The following is a 14,817-nucleotide window of genomic DNA, read 5'->3' as shown; positions in this document are numbered from 1 at the left end:
ATGCACGGGGAGCCGAGCGGCAATGGAGGCAGGAGACGGAACGCCTCCTCGCCTTCGGCTCCCCGTCCGCATGAGTCGCCGATGCCGGTCGCGGATGCAGCCTGTGGACGAGATGACCGCGCGCTACCTGGAGCTGTGAAGTGACGACCGCAGTGCGCTGAGCAACGCCGTGGCCGGGGCCGAGCTGTCGAGGTCTGCCGCCGTGTGGGTGACGCGCTGGTCGGGCCGGAGGTGTAGGTCGTCATCGATGCCGATGCCGATGCCGATGGCCGGGGGTTGCGGGGGTGGTGGCGTAGCGCGGGTCCGCCGCGCCCGCCGCGGGGCCCTACGGCCGGGCTCGGGCGAGGGGGTGTGTGCCTGGTCGCGGGCGCGGTGTCGTGCTCAGCTCAGCGTCAAGCGGCGTGTCCGGCTACGGCACGTCGGCGAGCACGGTTTGCAGGACCACGGACGGGTCCGAGCGCACCTTCGCCCAGTGTCGGTCGAAGTGGCCGCGGTCGTAGTGGTACTTCCTGGTCGCGGCCGCCATCTGCGGCAACTCGGGATCCGTCAACTGCTCCCAGAAGACCGGCAGATCGCTGTCCTGTAGTCCGCGCAGTGCTATGGCCATGGGTGCAGTCCCAGCCCCCACAAGATCGCTACAAGGTGCCTGCTCAGCCTGGGCCCGGGTCCCGGTTACGGGACAACCTTTTGCTGGCCGACGTCATGCCACGTGATGGCCGGCGGAGGCCAACTGATCGTCTTCGTGGGACATATGCCAGAGCTCTTTTCCGCCCGTAGTCCACACAAGCCCCGCGCCCAAACGGCTCACCCGGGAAGCGCTCGGCGTTGCCGGCGGTAAGGATGGTTCGTAGGCGCATCCTTCTCCGGTGCGTTGTCCCCGCCTGCGCGAGCCCCGAGGCGTAGGCGGGGGCATCCCAGCCTGTGACGTGTGCACCGGGCGGTGTCTCGTTGCCTTGGCGCTCTCTGCGCCGGCTCCCGCTCGACGACCCGATCAGGATTCCTGTGTGACTCACCAACTCCGCTGATCGGTATGCGCAAGGCTTCTCACGTCTCACCATTGCTCGGTGCCTGCTCGGTGCCTGAGCGGCGCTTGATCGGGATGTGGTCGCGCCGCCTGGGGCCGGGGCCGGTGGTTCGAGTGGTCGGGAGGGGGCTCAGCCCTCGGCCTGGTGGGAGGTGAACTGATCGCGCAGGCGTTGCAGGGCGTTGTCGCCGAACAGCGTCACCTTGGGGGTGCGGTCTCAGCGGTGGCCGACGGGTAGGGCGTGGATGCGGTGCGTGCGAGGGGAGGCGTCGTGCACCGCGGTCACCAGGGCATCCATTTCGGCCTGGGCGTTCGCGGTGGCATCGCGGGTGGACTGCCGTCCCGGGTCAGGGCCGGCTTGGCGGGCCGCTCGCGACGGCTGACGGGCATCTTGGGCTTCGCTGTCACGTCAGCAGCGTGACGAACACGTTCGTTACGAACACGTTCGTTCACAGCGGCTGGGCGAAGGCCATCACCCGATCCCGGTGATCATCGACGCCAACGACAGGAGCAACGCACCCAGCGCCCCCACAACTCCGTAAAGTCGCACCCCGCCCCGGGCATCCAGTCGGCGGACATACCGCGTGGTGGCGGCGGCGAATGCCAGACCGCCGACCATGAACCACGGTCCCCACAGGCAGAGGTACCAGCGGGTCAGCCCGGCCAGGTCAGGCGCGACAGAGCGGGTCCCGACCTCAACCAGCACGCCATGGGCAACGAAGAGACACCCGTGCCAGACGAGCAGCACTGCCGCGCCGCCGCCACAGAACACCATGAGACGGCCGAGCCGTCTGCCGCGCCGGCGTGTCAGGCCGATACCGATCAGGGCCCCGAAGACCTTCAGGAGACCGGTCACCCACAAGACGGCCATGAACCACGCCACCCGATCGTCAGCGAACCTCACCAAGGACGGCGACACCGTCGTCCGCGCGCCGAAGGTGAATCCCATCGCCCAGGCGAAACTGGGTACCGCAAACAGCAGCCCCCATGCCGCAGCAGCGAGACCCGGCCACCTGCTCGACCGAAAGCGGGGGGCCGGGCGCAGGGCCGGACGCGCTGCACCGTCCATGGAAAGCTTGATCGCCATGACTCCAGCGTGGCCGGACCACGACGACGAGATGTCATCCGCAGGGATGATCAACCTCCACCGCAGGAGCTAGCTCGCGACGTCCTTGTGACCGAGACGCAGGGGCGCCCAGCACCAGCAGCCTCAAGGATCAGTTACGGGACAAGCCTGAGGCGCTGCTCCGCCGTTGCTGCCGGAACGGTCGCACGGTCGTACGGCCGATGGTGCCGCCGGGGCGTGCACCGGCGGGAATTGATCTGGCATCAGGCACTGCGATCGATTGTCAGTGGGCCCTGTCATAGTCGATGGCATGACGACTCCGCTTGTGTGGGTGTCCGCCGCGCGCGGCTATGAACTGGCGCTGGACGGAACGACCCTGAGGTGCCGCAGGACCGATGGACGGGACGTGAGATCCATACCGAAGGGCGTTCTGGTCAACCCGGTCGGTGAGCAGTTCGCTGCGCTACGGGATCGGCTGGTGCGGCATGAGAAGGAGTGCCGGGACACCGTGGAGTCGTGGTTGCTGAGCGGGGTGCCGGTGCCGGGCGGGCTCCTTGCGCGGATATGGCCGGATCCGGGCTGGCGGTCCTGCCTGGAGCATCTGGTGGTGTGCGCCGACGGGCGCACAGGGCTGCTGGTGGAAGTGGCCGAGGACGGGCGGGTGTCCGTGCGGGAGGAGGACGGTGCCCTGTACGAGCCGCAGATCGGGACGCCCGTTACGCTGCTGCATCCCGTCTTGCTCGGTGATCTCGTGCCGTGGCGCCGGCTCCTGGGGGTGCATGGTGTCGCGCAGGGATGGGCGCAGCTGGACCGATGGGTGTATCGGCGGCCGGCGGGCACGGATCCGCAGGCGACCGGTGTCGAAGCCCACGAGGGTGAGCCCTTTGCGGCGACGCAGTCGCGTTCCAGGGCGAACGCCCTTGAGAACGGCTTCGTTGTGCGGGGCGGCTTCGCCGTTGCCGAGATCGTCGAAGGGTCCGTCCAGGTGGAGGCGCGCTGCTGGGTGGGGGAGGCCGGCTCCGAAGAGTCCGGGGAGGCAGGGCGGCTCGTATGGGTCGATGAGGCCGAACGTCCGGTAGCCGTCGGCAGGTTGGGGCCGGTTGCCTGGTCGGAGGGGTTGCGGATGGCAGAACTGATCTACGGGGGGGCGAAGAACGATGACGAGTGAGACGCCTGCGAAGAGCAACGGGGGCTCCGCGGCGGCCGCGGCCGATCCGGCTGTGATCGATCCGGCTGTGATCGATCCAGTCGCGGCCGATCCGGCTGTGGTGCTGGATGCGGCGCTTGCGGTGGGGCTGGCGCCCGTGGGTGCGCCGGGCGGGGAGCCGATCACTGCCCGTCGCTATGCCCATCCCCATCTCGGCACGCGGCCCGTGGTCCGGCTGACGGGGCATGCGGTGGCGCCCGTCGAGGACGGGCTGCTGGCCGACCTCGGATTCTCCGCCCCGGAGGCGGGGGACCCGGTGGCGTCGGGGAAGCGCCCGGAGCCGCACTACCCGGCATGGGCGCTGGTCCACGACGTCGCGAACGCCGAGGTCGCGCTGGCAGCCGGGGTGGAGATGGCGCGGGCCGGGCGGCTGGCCGCCCCCAGACCGGGGCCGGCGTTGGAGAGGTTCCAGGAGATCGCTGCGACGCTTCCCGATGACCACCTGCCCGTGTACTGGGAAGAGGTCGCCAGGGTCTTCCTCGCCGCGGGGCGGGACAAACAGGCCGCGATGATGTTCGGCCGTGCGCGGACGGCGGATCGGCACGCCACGGGGGCCGTTGCCGACCCGGCCCGGCGGCGCTCGGTGTTCTTGGAGTTCGCGCTGGCCGGGGCGCTGTCGGCCAAGGACATCAAGGCATATGTCGCCGAGCTGAGCCGACGGCCCGACCCCGTCGAGGCGTACCGCGAGCTGGGGGAGCTGGCCGTACGGCGGACGACGGGCGGGCTCGCGCCCTGGCCCGAGATGCTCAAGCAGATCGCCACGCTCGCCAAGGCCGCGGGGCGCGATGTCGTCACCGAGCACCAGCTGCTGCTGGAGGGCCTGGTGGACACGCCGGCGTTGTGGCGGGTGGCGGACGGGTTCTGGACGGCGCAACGCAAGCTGCTGGTGCCCGTGGTCGCCGGCTCCGTCGCGCTGAAGCGGCGGTTGCTGTGGCGGCTGACCGGTGTGCCGCGCTCGGAGATGGACGCCTGGTGGTGCGCTCTGCTGGAGGAGACCGGCGCGCTGGACGAGTTGGCCGGTGATGCGGGGGAGTGGCTGTCCGCGATGCTCGGCCGGTACGGCCGCCACGACGCCGCCGTTCCCGAAGAGCTGCTTCGGCTGATTCCGGCGCTTGCGGACCGTATCCGGGCAGCGGGGACGCCCGTACGGTTCGATGCCGGCGAGCCGGATGAGTACCACAGCATCGACGCCGTCGCCCTGTCCCGTTGCCTGGATGCGGGCGTTCCCGTGGCCGACCCCGGCCCGAAGACCTCGCTGAGCAACTGGCAGGGGCCCGCCCGTGTCGATCTGCGGGCCCTGATCGACGACCCGCGCTTCGGGCCGGTGCTGGCGCGGTCCGTGCCCACCCGTGGCGAGCAGCTCCGCTCCCTGTGGGGGAAGAAAGCCCTGCGGCCCCTTCTGGTCGGGACCATCGGCGTGCGGCTGGAGGAAGCGCGGTCGGGCGGCCTGGAGGAGGCGAAGACGGCGCTGCGCTGGCTGGGCGAGAACATCCGCGCGGACATGCTGAAGGAGATGCCGGACCTGCCCGCCCGCATCGCGGATCTCGACATGGTGACACCGCTGACCCGTACGCTGCGCGCGGGAATCCTCGACGAGCTGGGCTGGGCCGCCCTCGACGAGGCCGCCGCCGAGCTCAAGGGCGACACCTGGTGCCGGCCGAGCTGGCCCGTCCTGGTGGTGCACGACCGGACAAAGGCCATGGCGATAGGGCCCGGCGGCCGCATCGCCGAACACCGGCTGCGGGTGCCGCGCGGAGCCAACAAGTTCAGCTACGACGTCAAGGTCTTCTTCTCCGACGGCCAGTTCCTGGTCTGCCACCTCGTCAACGGCCGTCAGACGCACTACTGGTCGGACGCGCCGGACGAGCTCTTCTCCGTACGGCCCGGGATGTGGGGGTCGCTGTACTACGAGCGGGAGCAGCTCGGCTACACCTTCATGGCGCCGAGCGGACGACGGTTCATGGGCCACCAGGTCCTCGGCCCCCGCGAGAAGCGGGTCGGTCCGAACGGCCAGATGTTCCACGACGGCCGGGACTTCTGGTGGCACGCCACCGACGGGCTGGACTCGCAGGTGCACCGCGTCGACCTGGAGAGCGGTGAGCTGACCGACGCCGATCTGCCGGACTTCTTCGATCCGTCGCTGCTCGGCAAGGACGAGCGCTGGCGCTTCGACTCCTCGTGGCTGGCGCCGCTGCCGTACGGCGTCACGGGGTCGCCGCTGGGCAGCGACGGCACGCACGTGGGGCTGCGGGTCGCCGAGGACCGGTCCACCGGACGGGTCCGCTATCACCGCATCGACGGCGTCCAGGGGGCGTTCGACGGGTCCGGCAACACCGCGGTGTGGGGCCTGCTCGACATCCCGGGTGCCGAGCGGCCGCTGGTGCTCAGCGGGGGTATCCGCCTGTACGACCCGGTCGTGGCCCGCGACGCCGACACCGGCGAGCAGTACTGGGCGGCGGAACGGACGAACCACGGCTACACCCGCCACGATCCGTCGCCGGTGGCCGCCGGGACGCGGCTCATACCGCCGTCCGCCTTCTGGCACTTCCTCAAGCCCCGCGATCCCGCCGGGTCGGCGGCGCTGCGGGAGATCGCCGAGGCCACGGTGCGGCGTCTGGTGAAGGCCGCGGCCACCTCCGAAGAGGCGCTGCGGACCGCCGTCGGAAAGCTGCTGCCCGAGGTCGGTCATCCGCTGCTCAAACGGGGCATCGTCGGGTGCGTCCAGGAGGCCGTCGCGACGGCCCGTTCCCGTAACGCGCTCCTGCGACGCCTGAAGCGGGTCGAGTACCCGCGGCTCAAGGTACGGGAGCGGGATCTGGGCGGGGCGCTGGCGGGGCTGCTCAGCAGATACACCACGGGGGACGAGGGCGGGGTGGCGCAGATCGAGCTCTCGTCGGCGTTCCTCGCCGGCACGATCGGCGGCGAGAGCGCGCGGGAGCAGTGGCGGGAACACCCGAGCGCGGTCGACTGGACCGAGCTTCCGGGCCGGATCGGTGGTCTCGCGGTGCGCGCGGTCAGCGCCGTCACCAGCCCCGCGCACAGCCGGGCGCTCCTGAAGCTGTTCGGGTTCTGGGCCGACTCGCCCCTTGCCCAACCCGGCCTACAGCGTGGGCTGTTGACGGGCGAGGAGCCGGGCGCGGTGTCCGGGGAGAACGGCGGACTGCTGCCGCTGCACAGCGCCATCCGCAACGGCTCCTGGGCCCGTTCCCTCGCCGTTGCCGACGCCGAGCTCTGCGTGTTCCTGCAACGGGGGACCGTGCCGCACCCCGACGGCCTCGTCGACATCCGTCCGGTGCCCGACGGCTGGGCCACGCCCGAGCGGCTCCAGCGGCTGGTGGACGAAGCGGAGCGCAGCGGCCCGGTTCCCTTCGAGCCCGACGCGGCCGACCGGCTCGCCGACGCCACCGGTCTTGACCGCGGCGCGGCGGCCCTCCTGCTGGCCGGTCTGCCGCACATCGAGAGCGAAGGACGCGACTTCCTCCCGACGGTGGTCCGCAAGGCTCTGGACCTGAAGGTGACGGAGGCCCAGACCGGTCGCGACCGGCTGCTGAGGATACGGGAGGTCGCCAGACTGGAGCTCTACGACAGGTCGATGCCCGACGACCCCGCCGACCTGTGGGATCAGGTCGCGATGGCCGACCGGCTCGCGCAGGCGTGGAAGGAGGCGGGTGCCTAGGTGTATTGCCCTGAGAGGTTGATGTCGACGAGGGCCCCGACCACGATCCGGTCGGGGCCCTCGTTCGGCACCGTACGGTTCCCCAGGCGTCAGCCCTCCACGCCGTAGTACTGCGCGAGGAACCCGGTCACCTCCCCGGCGTGCGGCAGCAGCTCCGGCAGGTGTGCGGACAGGGCGGTGCGCACGGCCTCGGCGAGCTCGTCGCGACCGGTGGCCGCGGCCTTGACGTAGGGGTCGAGACGGCGGACGAGCTCGTAGTTGCTCTCAAGATCGAGCTCCCGCATGGTGCGCTCCAGCGGCGGGGCGCCGGTGGGCGGTACGGGCGGCAGGAGCCGGCTGACGAAGGTCACGCGGTGCATCACCCGCCAGCACGGCGGCTTGCGGTCCGACTGACGGGCCTGGCGCAGGGCCGCGGCGTTGGGGTCGGCGGCGTTCTCCAGCCACTTCGGGTCGACGACCTTGTGGAAGAAGGTGTCGAAGTGCTCGGTGTCCTCGCCGAGGTAGAAGCTGAGGAACCGGTACGCGTCGACCTTGCCGGGGGCGTTGACCGGGTTGCCGTCGGCGTCGAAGACGGGCTTGCGCCCGGCGTCGTACTTCTGGAGGTTGCCCGACGGCGCGCAGGTCACGTCCAGTCCGAAGGAGCGGGTGGCCTGCCTGCCGCGGGCCCGGGTGGCGGTCATGCCGCCGCCGATCGACGCGTCGAGCTGGGCGCTGATCCCGACGCCCATGATGTCGAAGGACGTGCCGACGGAGGCGCCCACCGAGCCGGACAGCGAGTAGGAGCCGGAGGTCGTCTCGCTGACGGCGTCGGTGGTCTCCGTGGTCTCGGCGAAGAAGCCGCCGTCGGCCGTCCACACATAGGTGTTGATCAGGTCACGGCGGGAGAAGCCCTCGCCGGTGCGGCTGCCGGCCGCGTCCTGCGCCGTGGCGGGTGAGGCGTCGCCGCCGATCGCCCCGCCGAGCACCCGGCCCGCCCGTTCGGCGGTGGGGTCGGGGGTGTGGGGCTCGGTGGAGACGGTCTCGTAGTAGCTCCGCAACCGCTGCTGCTCGCGCTGGATGCGGCGCTTGACCGCGTATGCCTCGCGCGGCTTGTAGTAGCTGTACTCGCCGTGCTCCCGGGCGTTCGCGTAGTCCGGGTCGAGCACCTTGCCGCGCTCGTCGTGGCCGACCGTGCCGTCGAGCGTGCCCTGCTTGGTGTAGCGCGGGTTGAGGGGGAACGGGACGATGTTCCAGTCCTTGGGGATGTCGGGGTTGGGCTGCATGCGGTAGGCGACCAGGGTGCCGCTGTGCGCGAGGCGCAGCGCGAAGACGTCGGCCGTCTGGGACTGGACGACGGCGAAGCCGGTGTTGACGGGGACGTAGCGCCGGCCCAGCGCCGCGTTGAGCGGCTTCAGCGGATCCTCCCAGCTGCCCGCGAGCTCGACCTGCATGGCGCGGGCGGTGTTCTGCCCCTGTGAGACGGAGGTCTCGTCGGCCCAGGTGTTGGAGAACTCCAGACTGCCGCGCACACCCGCCGACACCTTGGCCTTCGCCATGGACTTGGCGACACCGAAACCGAGTGGGGCGGTGATCATCCACATGTCGACGTCGACCTCGTTGGACAGGGCGAAGGAGAAGGCGGCGTCGACGCTGCGCTCCTTGGCCGACGACAGCGAGTGGACGACCTCCTCGGCCTCGGTGAACTTCACCGAGGAGACGCCGTCGTACGTCGCGCGCTCGGGATCGATCGTGTTGGGGGTGAGGTTCTCCGACGGCACGGGTGGCGCGCCCTCGACGTAGCCGATCAGCTGCGGGTCGAACTGCACCTGGCTGACCCACTCGCTGACCAGGTCGCCCACCTTGTAACCGGTGACCAGATGCCAGCGGCCGTCGCGCAGGTAGCCGTACGCGCGCTTGAGCACGCCGAATGCCTCGCCCCTGGCCGAGTACTGCATATCGGCGTACTCACCGACGGCCGGAGCGCCGGAGATCGTCTCGTGGAAGGGCGTCCGCATCGCGGCGAGGGCCGAACGGACCTGTGCCGTGTCGCTGGAGACGGGCGCGGTGGAGAGCACGGCCGCCGGACGGCGCGGGGCGTCGTGCAGCGTCAGGTGGTTGCCGCGCAGCCCCTCGTCCTGGACGAGCCCGGCGCCGTCGTCGGTGGAGGCGCGGTCGAAGGACCAGTAGGCGATCAGGTCCTCCTTCTCGCCCCTGAGCCGGGTGAAGAGGTTGTCGAGGACCTGCTCCTGGGTGCGGGCCGTGCGCCAGACGCGGACCTCCTCCAGAACGCCGTGGAACGGCTGGGTCACCCGGCCGTCCGCGAGCCGTGCGCCCAGCGCGAATGTGCGGTCTCCGTAGCGGTCTCCGTAGTCGGCGAAGTCCGCGTTCTCCAGCGGGTCGCAGGCCACCGAGACGCCGTTGCGGTACAGGCGGAAGAGGCTGCCGCGCGGGTCGGGGTTGCGGGTCCAGCGGGCGCCGCGCAGCCGGGCCGGGTGCGAGCCGGTGGCGTCGGCGGCGGTGTTGCCGGCGTTCTCCTCGAAGCGCCAGTGCGCGGTCAGACCGCGGTCGCGCGCCGAAACCGGTGTGCCGAGCCGGGCCGCGTCCCGCGCGGTGCCCCACAGCCGGACCTCGGAGACGATGCCGGTCAGGAGGTGCGTCTGGAGGCCCTCGCGGGCCCGGCCGATGTCGAGGGTGCCGGAGTTGCCCCTGGCGCCGGGGCCCTCGTACCGGGTGGCGCCGGCCTCGCGGCCGTCGATGAAGAAGCGGATGTCCTGCCACTCCTGGAGGTCGACCGACTCCACCAGCTCGATGTTCTGCTTGACGGGTTTGCCGTCGGGGCCCGTCGCGGTGATCTCCTTGCTGCCCTTGCGTTCCTGCATCGACCGCCCGCTCTTGCGGACGACGGCGAGCCGGTGGAACGTTCCGGGCCGGACGGCCTCGGAGGAGGCGAACCGCACGAGCCGGCCGTCCGGCTCCTCGAAGCCGAACTCCAGCTTGCCGTCGGGCAGCACCAGCAGCCGGTACGGAACGCTGCCGCCGGCGCCGTCGGCCGCGCGGCCCTTGGACAGCAGGCCCTGCGTCGCACCGAGGGAGTCGATGCGGCAGAAGACCTCCAGGGTGAGGTCGTCGGCGATGTCGAGCGCGTCGTTGTCGGGCGCCTCCACGTACCCGCCGTCGGTCAGCTCGACGGCCCAGGACTGCTCGTGGGCGGCGGCGAGGTGGGCCCATTCGTGCGGGGGGAAGGTGGCGCGGCTGGCCATCAGTTGGTCACCGGCCCCCGCGACGATCCGGTACGCCGTGTCCGCGGTCCGGTCGATGGCGGCGGGCGCGGTCGTGGTGGTGACACCGCCGCGCAGGTAGACATGCCGGTCGTGCCCGGAGCGGTCCAGGACGCCCGGCTTGCCCGCCACCTGGTCGAGCGGGTCGGCGCAGGGCCAGTAGCCCGCCAGTCCGGTGTCGCCGCCGGTCAGCCGCCTGTTCTTGAACTGCCGGACCTCGGCCGCCGTGCGGGCGGTCTCCCACAGCCGTACCTCGTCCATCTCCACGGCGGCGTAGTCGGGCACCCAGCCGCCGAAGTGGCTGCCGAAGCTGAAGAGGCCGTTGCCCTGGTACGCGCCGGAAGCCGTGCGCCGGGCCTCCTCGACACCGTCCTTGTAGATCACCTGGTCCCGGGTCGTGGCGTCGAAGACGCAGGCCCAGTGGTGCCAGTCGGTGGAGTCCTGACCGTGGTTGGTGGTGACGTCGTCACCGTAGAAGGCGAAGGTGAAGGTGCTGTCCGCGCGCCAGCCGATGTGCAGGGCGCCTTGAGTGCTGCCGTGCGAGGTGCCGTGTCCGACGACGTACTGCGCCCTGCCGTCCCACTCCTTGGTGCGGCGCGCCCAGAACTCCACCGTGAAGGACCGGTCGGCGAGGCTGAAGCCGTTCTCGGTCATGGCCACGCCGCTCTTGCCGTCGAAGGCCAGGGCGGGCACGACCGCGGCAGCGGGGGCGAACAGGCCCAGGGTGTACGGGACTTCGCCGGTCCCGGCGTGGACGACCCGGGCCGCGCCGGACACCTGCTCGGGATTGACCCACGCCTCCACGGTCAGGTCGCCGGTCACCGTGGCCCGCTCCACCTGCTCCTGCGGCAGGGTGAGGACGTTCTCCCGCCCGTCGAAGGAGTACGCCCGGCCGGGCTTGTCCGCGCGCCAGCGGCAGCCGTGCCCCGTGACGAGGCCCGACACCTCGCCGAGGGGGATCTCCGCTGCCGTTCCGGGGTCGGCGAGCACCAGCCGGGAGCCCGCGGAGAGCGGGGCGCCGGCACGGTTGGACGAGGCGCCACGGTGGTCGTGGCGCAGCCGCTGGACCGCCTCGCCCGGCTGCGGCTCGGGGCCGCCCTCACCGGCGTCCAGCCGGAGCGACGTGGCTCCGGGCGCGTGATCGGTCTCCGTGAGGTAGAGGTGGCCGCCGACCGTGACGGGCGTACGGGCGGGCAGGGCGACGGAGAGAGGTTCGGCGAGCCGGAGGACACCGCCGGCGACGTCGCCGGCCCGGCCACCGGACAGCAGTCTCGTGGTCGCGTCGAACTTCTTCACCGTGCCGACCGTGACGGGCGTGTCCGGTGTCCCGTTGACGATCGCGGCGAAGTCGGCGGCCCGGCGCGGCAACCGCTGCCAGGTCTCGCGCTCCTCGCCCCGCTCGATGGTGACGTCGCACAGGCCGGGGCCGTCGCCCGCGGTGATCCGGATCGTCACCGATTCCAGGCCGGTGCCGCTGTCGCGGGCGGTGAAGGTGACCCCCTGGCCGTCGTCCGCTGTCAGTCGGCGGGACGAGCGTACGACCGTGGTGTCGTAGTAGGTGGCGAAGAACTGTCCGTTGGTGCCGCGGAAGTACAGCACGACGTTCCCGGCGGCACTGTCCAGCAGATACGGCCGGTCGGCCGAGCGGGCGAAGGCCAGCAGGGCGCCGGAGGAGCTCAGGCCGGTGCGGTCGAGGGAGAGTTGGGGGACGGGCAGCGCGATGTCGTCGGCGCCCTTGAGGCCGCCGGTGAGGCGGGCGAGTTCGTCGCGTGCGGCGGTCAGTTCGACCTGGTGGGCCTCGATCTCGCGGCGGCGCCGCTCCAGCAGTTCGCGCTGCGGGCGGAGTTCGGCGAGCTGGGCGTCGAGCGCCTCCACCCGCTTGCCCGCGTCGCGGATGTCGGGGTGCCCGAGGTCGTGCCGGCGGACCCGTTCGAAGGCGACCAGGCCCTCGCCGGACTCGGTGACCGTGGCGGTGTCGTACTGGACGACGCGGTCGCCGAGCCGGTCGGGCGCGCAGACGGTCTTCCCGCTCTGCCGGTTGACCAGGGTGCTGTAGCCGTCGCTGCGGTCGTAGATGCCGAAGAGGCTGTTCCAGGCGCCGGACTCGCGCTGGTAGACGATGAGTTCACCGTCGTTGGCCACGCTGGCGCCGGAGACGTTCATGTCCTTGCCGGTGTGGAGGTTGAGCAGGTTGTAGAGCATGGAGCCGTTCCAGCTGGAGCCGGGCGGCATCTGGACGGTCCACAACGCCGACCTCGCGTCCTGATCGGCGGTCCGGATCAGCGGCGGATAGCTGCCCTGCCCCTGCCCGTCGCCCCGCACCGCGAGGTACTGCGGCCTGCCGTCCCGGGTGTTCTTGAACCGCAGCCGGAACGCCCAGCCGGCGAGGTCCTGCGACCGCTGGTGGAACGCCTCGCGCAGGCGCTCCAGCTCCGGCACGTCGGCGGTCTGCCGGGCGAGGTCGGCGACCTCGCCCTCCTTGGCCGCGATGTCCTGGACCAACTGCCGGACTCGGCCGTCCAGTTCGCTGATGGTCTCGACGTCGGCGCTGCCGTCCGGCGCGGTGAGCACCGGCAGCTCGAACTCGTCGGGGATCTGGGCGAGCCGCCCGTCGCGCCCGACGCCGAAGTCGACCGTGGCCAGATACGCCTCCTCGGTCGCCGTGCCGGTCCTCGGGTCGGGGCCGGAGGTGGCGTACGAGAGCAGCACCCGGGCCTGGCGCTTGGCGGGCCTGGGCTCCCGGCCGTAGCCCGTGGTGGTCTCCTCCTGCTGGTGGTAGAGGACGGCGGAGAGCCCCGAGACGGTCTTCCGGCCGGCGACCACGAAGCTGTCGCGGCGCACGCCGGGGTGGTCGCCGACGGGGGCCCGGGAGGTCACCCACCGGGGGCTGCCGAGGAGTTCGCCGTGGTGGGCGTGGTCGGTCTGGTCGTACAGCCGGGAGCCCGAGCCCTCGTCGCAGCGGTAGTACGCGACGAGGCCGGGGTCGTTGCCGATGAGGCGGACGCCCTTGTCGTGATCGAGCTCCTCCTGGGTGCGGACGCGGTCCCAGATCCGTACCTCGTCCAGCTCCGCGCGGGCGCCGCCGAACCACAGGGCCTTGCCCAGCAGCAGCGGGCCGGTGCCGGCGTAGGCGCCGTCCGCGGTACGGGTGCCCGCCTCGATGCCGTCGCGGTAGACGGTCTGGCGGCGCGTGGCGTGTTCGAAGACGCAGGCCCAGTGGTGCCAGGCGGTGTCGTCGCCGCGTACCTCGGTGTCGAAGTCGTCGGCGAAGAAGGAGAAGGTGAAGCGATCGTCGGCCCGGAAGCCGATGTGCAGGGAGTTGCGGGGGCTGCCGGCTGCGTCGCCGTGGCCCAGAAGGTACTCCTCGCGGCCGGTCTCGGTACGCCGCGCCCAGAACTCGACCGTGAAGTCACGGCCGGCGAGCTCGGGTCCCGCGGCGACCCGCACATGGGCGTCGCCGTCGCCGAATGCCAGCGCGGTCTCGGCGTGACCCTCGGTGCTGACGACGGGTACCAGAGGCATACCGGTGAACGGGCAGGTGCCGGGGGCCGGTTCGTAGACCGCGTCGCGGTGGGCCGGGTCCGGGCTGGTCCATGCCTGGGTGCCGGGGAGATGGAACAGGCCGTCGTGGCCCTGCTCGATGTTGAAGGAGTCGATGCGTCCGGTGGCGTCGTTGTGCGCGAAGACCTGCCAGCGCTGCCGCCCGTGGACGGCGGTGGGCACCAGCAGGGCGGTGAAACGCCCGCCGGTCAGGTGGCGGACGAACGACAGCTCCTGCGTGGGCTCGTGGAAGGGGCGGCCCTCCATGTCGGTCGTGCCCAGGCTGTCCTTGGCCGAATCCGGCCGGGTCCGGTGCCGACTGCGACGGTAGCGGGCCTCCAGAACGGGCTTGAGCTCCCCGCCGACGAGGAGGAACCGGTCGCACAGGAGGGTGTCCGCGACCAGCGGCACCTTGGCGCCCGCCCCGTCCGTGACGTAGTCGCCGCGCTCCGGATCGCCGGAGGATCCGCCACCGGCCAGCTTGTGGACGGCGTCGGGATGGTCCACGCCGATGGACTGCCGCAGCACGACGATGTGCGTACCGTCCGACAGGGCGTGGAAGGGCGCCTCCGCCGTGAGCCTGGCCGTGGTGGACAGAAAGGGGTCCACCTCTTCCTCGTTCAGCCGCTCGCCGGCCGCCGCCTCGATGCGCCCGCCGTTCTTCACCACGGGTAACGCGGTGGCCCCGGCGGCCGCGAAGCCGGTGTCCGTGATCTCGGAGGGGAAGCGCAGCGGCAGCGGGTTCTCCGACCAGTAGCCGGCGTCCAGTTCACCCTTGGCCTCGTCATGGCGCGCAAGATCGAGAACCGTGTAGACCAGGCGCCGCCGGTCGTCCATGGCCAGGGCCACCGTCGTGCCCTGATGGCGCACGGAGGTGGTGTGCACGTAGGTGCGATCGCTGTAGACCTTGAGCAGATGCTGTTCGCCGGACAAGGGCAAGACTCTCCTCGACGAGAAGGACCGTGTGGAGCAGCGAGAAACCCCCGCTGACCTGCGCCGCTTCCCCTGCGTGGCGCAGCGGTCACACGATTTACCGAAGTGCCGGGT

The 14,817-nt window shown here is 71.4% G+C and carries 5 protein-coding genes; 2 read left to right on the top strand and 3 right to left on the bottom strand.

From position 1 onward, the window contains the following. Positions 1–409: 409 nt before the first annotated feature. Both AB0C96_RS25815 and AB0C96_RS25810 read right to left on the bottom strand, forming a co-directional pair. Entirely contained in the window at positions 410–607 is a 198-nt protein-coding gene (locus AB0C96_RS25815) for a hypothetical protein (protein WP_362920259.1), read from the bottom strand. An 889-nt stretch (positions 608–1,496) separates the two neighbouring features. Next, positions 1,497–2,111: a DUF3995 domain-containing protein gene (locus AB0C96_RS25810; RefSeq protein WP_362920257.1), complete on the bottom strand. Its 615-nt coding sequence runs from the start codon at positions 2,109–2,111 to the stop codon at positions 1,497–1,499. 310 nt (positions 2,112–2,421) lie between these two features. On the opposite strand from AB0C96_RS25810, the gene AB0C96_RS25805 reads away from it, so the two are divergent. Together AB0C96_RS25805 and AB0C96_RS25800 are read left to right on the top strand one after the other, a co-directional pair. Further along, a complete protein-coding gene (locus AB0C96_RS25805) occupies positions 2,422–3,258 on the top strand; it encodes a DUF4132 domain-containing protein (RefSeq protein WP_362920255.1) in 837 nt (278 codons plus the stop codon). A 67-nt stretch (positions 3,259–3,325) separates the two neighbouring features. Further along, positions 3,326–6,973, top strand: coding sequence for a hypothetical protein (locus AB0C96_RS25800; RefSeq protein ID WP_362920253.1), 3,648 nt, complete (start codon positions 3,326–3,328; stop codon positions 6,971–6,973). Between the two features lie 89 nt (positions 6,974–7,062). Here AB0C96_RS25800 and AB0C96_RS25795 read toward each other — a convergent pair whose 3' ends face one another. Then, positions 7,063–14,703, bottom strand: coding sequence for a LamG-like jellyroll fold domain-containing protein (locus AB0C96_RS25795; RefSeq protein ID WP_362920251.1), 7,641 nt, complete (start codon positions 14,701–14,703; stop codon positions 7,063–7,065). Positions 14,704–14,817: the final 114 nt, after the last annotated feature.

It is taken from the genome of Streptomyces sp. NPDC048506 (genome assembly GCF_040651315.1).
Taxonomy (GTDB): Bacteria; Actinomycetota; Actinomycetes; order Streptomycetales; family Streptomycetaceae; genus Streptomyces.
The sequence above is the reverse complement of the archived record's forward strand: the minus strand, read 5'-3'. Positions and strand labels throughout refer to the sequence as shown.

Bases quoted from the DNA above. Each gene is read 5' to 3' on its own strand.
- AB0C96_RS25810 (WP_362920257.1), bottom strand. From the start codon at position 2,111: ATGGCGATCAAGCTTTCCATGGACGGTGCAGCGCGTCCGGCCCTGCGC.
- AB0C96_RS25815 (WP_362920259.1), bottom strand. From the start codon at position 607: ATGGCCATAGCACTGCGCGGACTACAGGACAGCGATCTGCCGGTCTTC.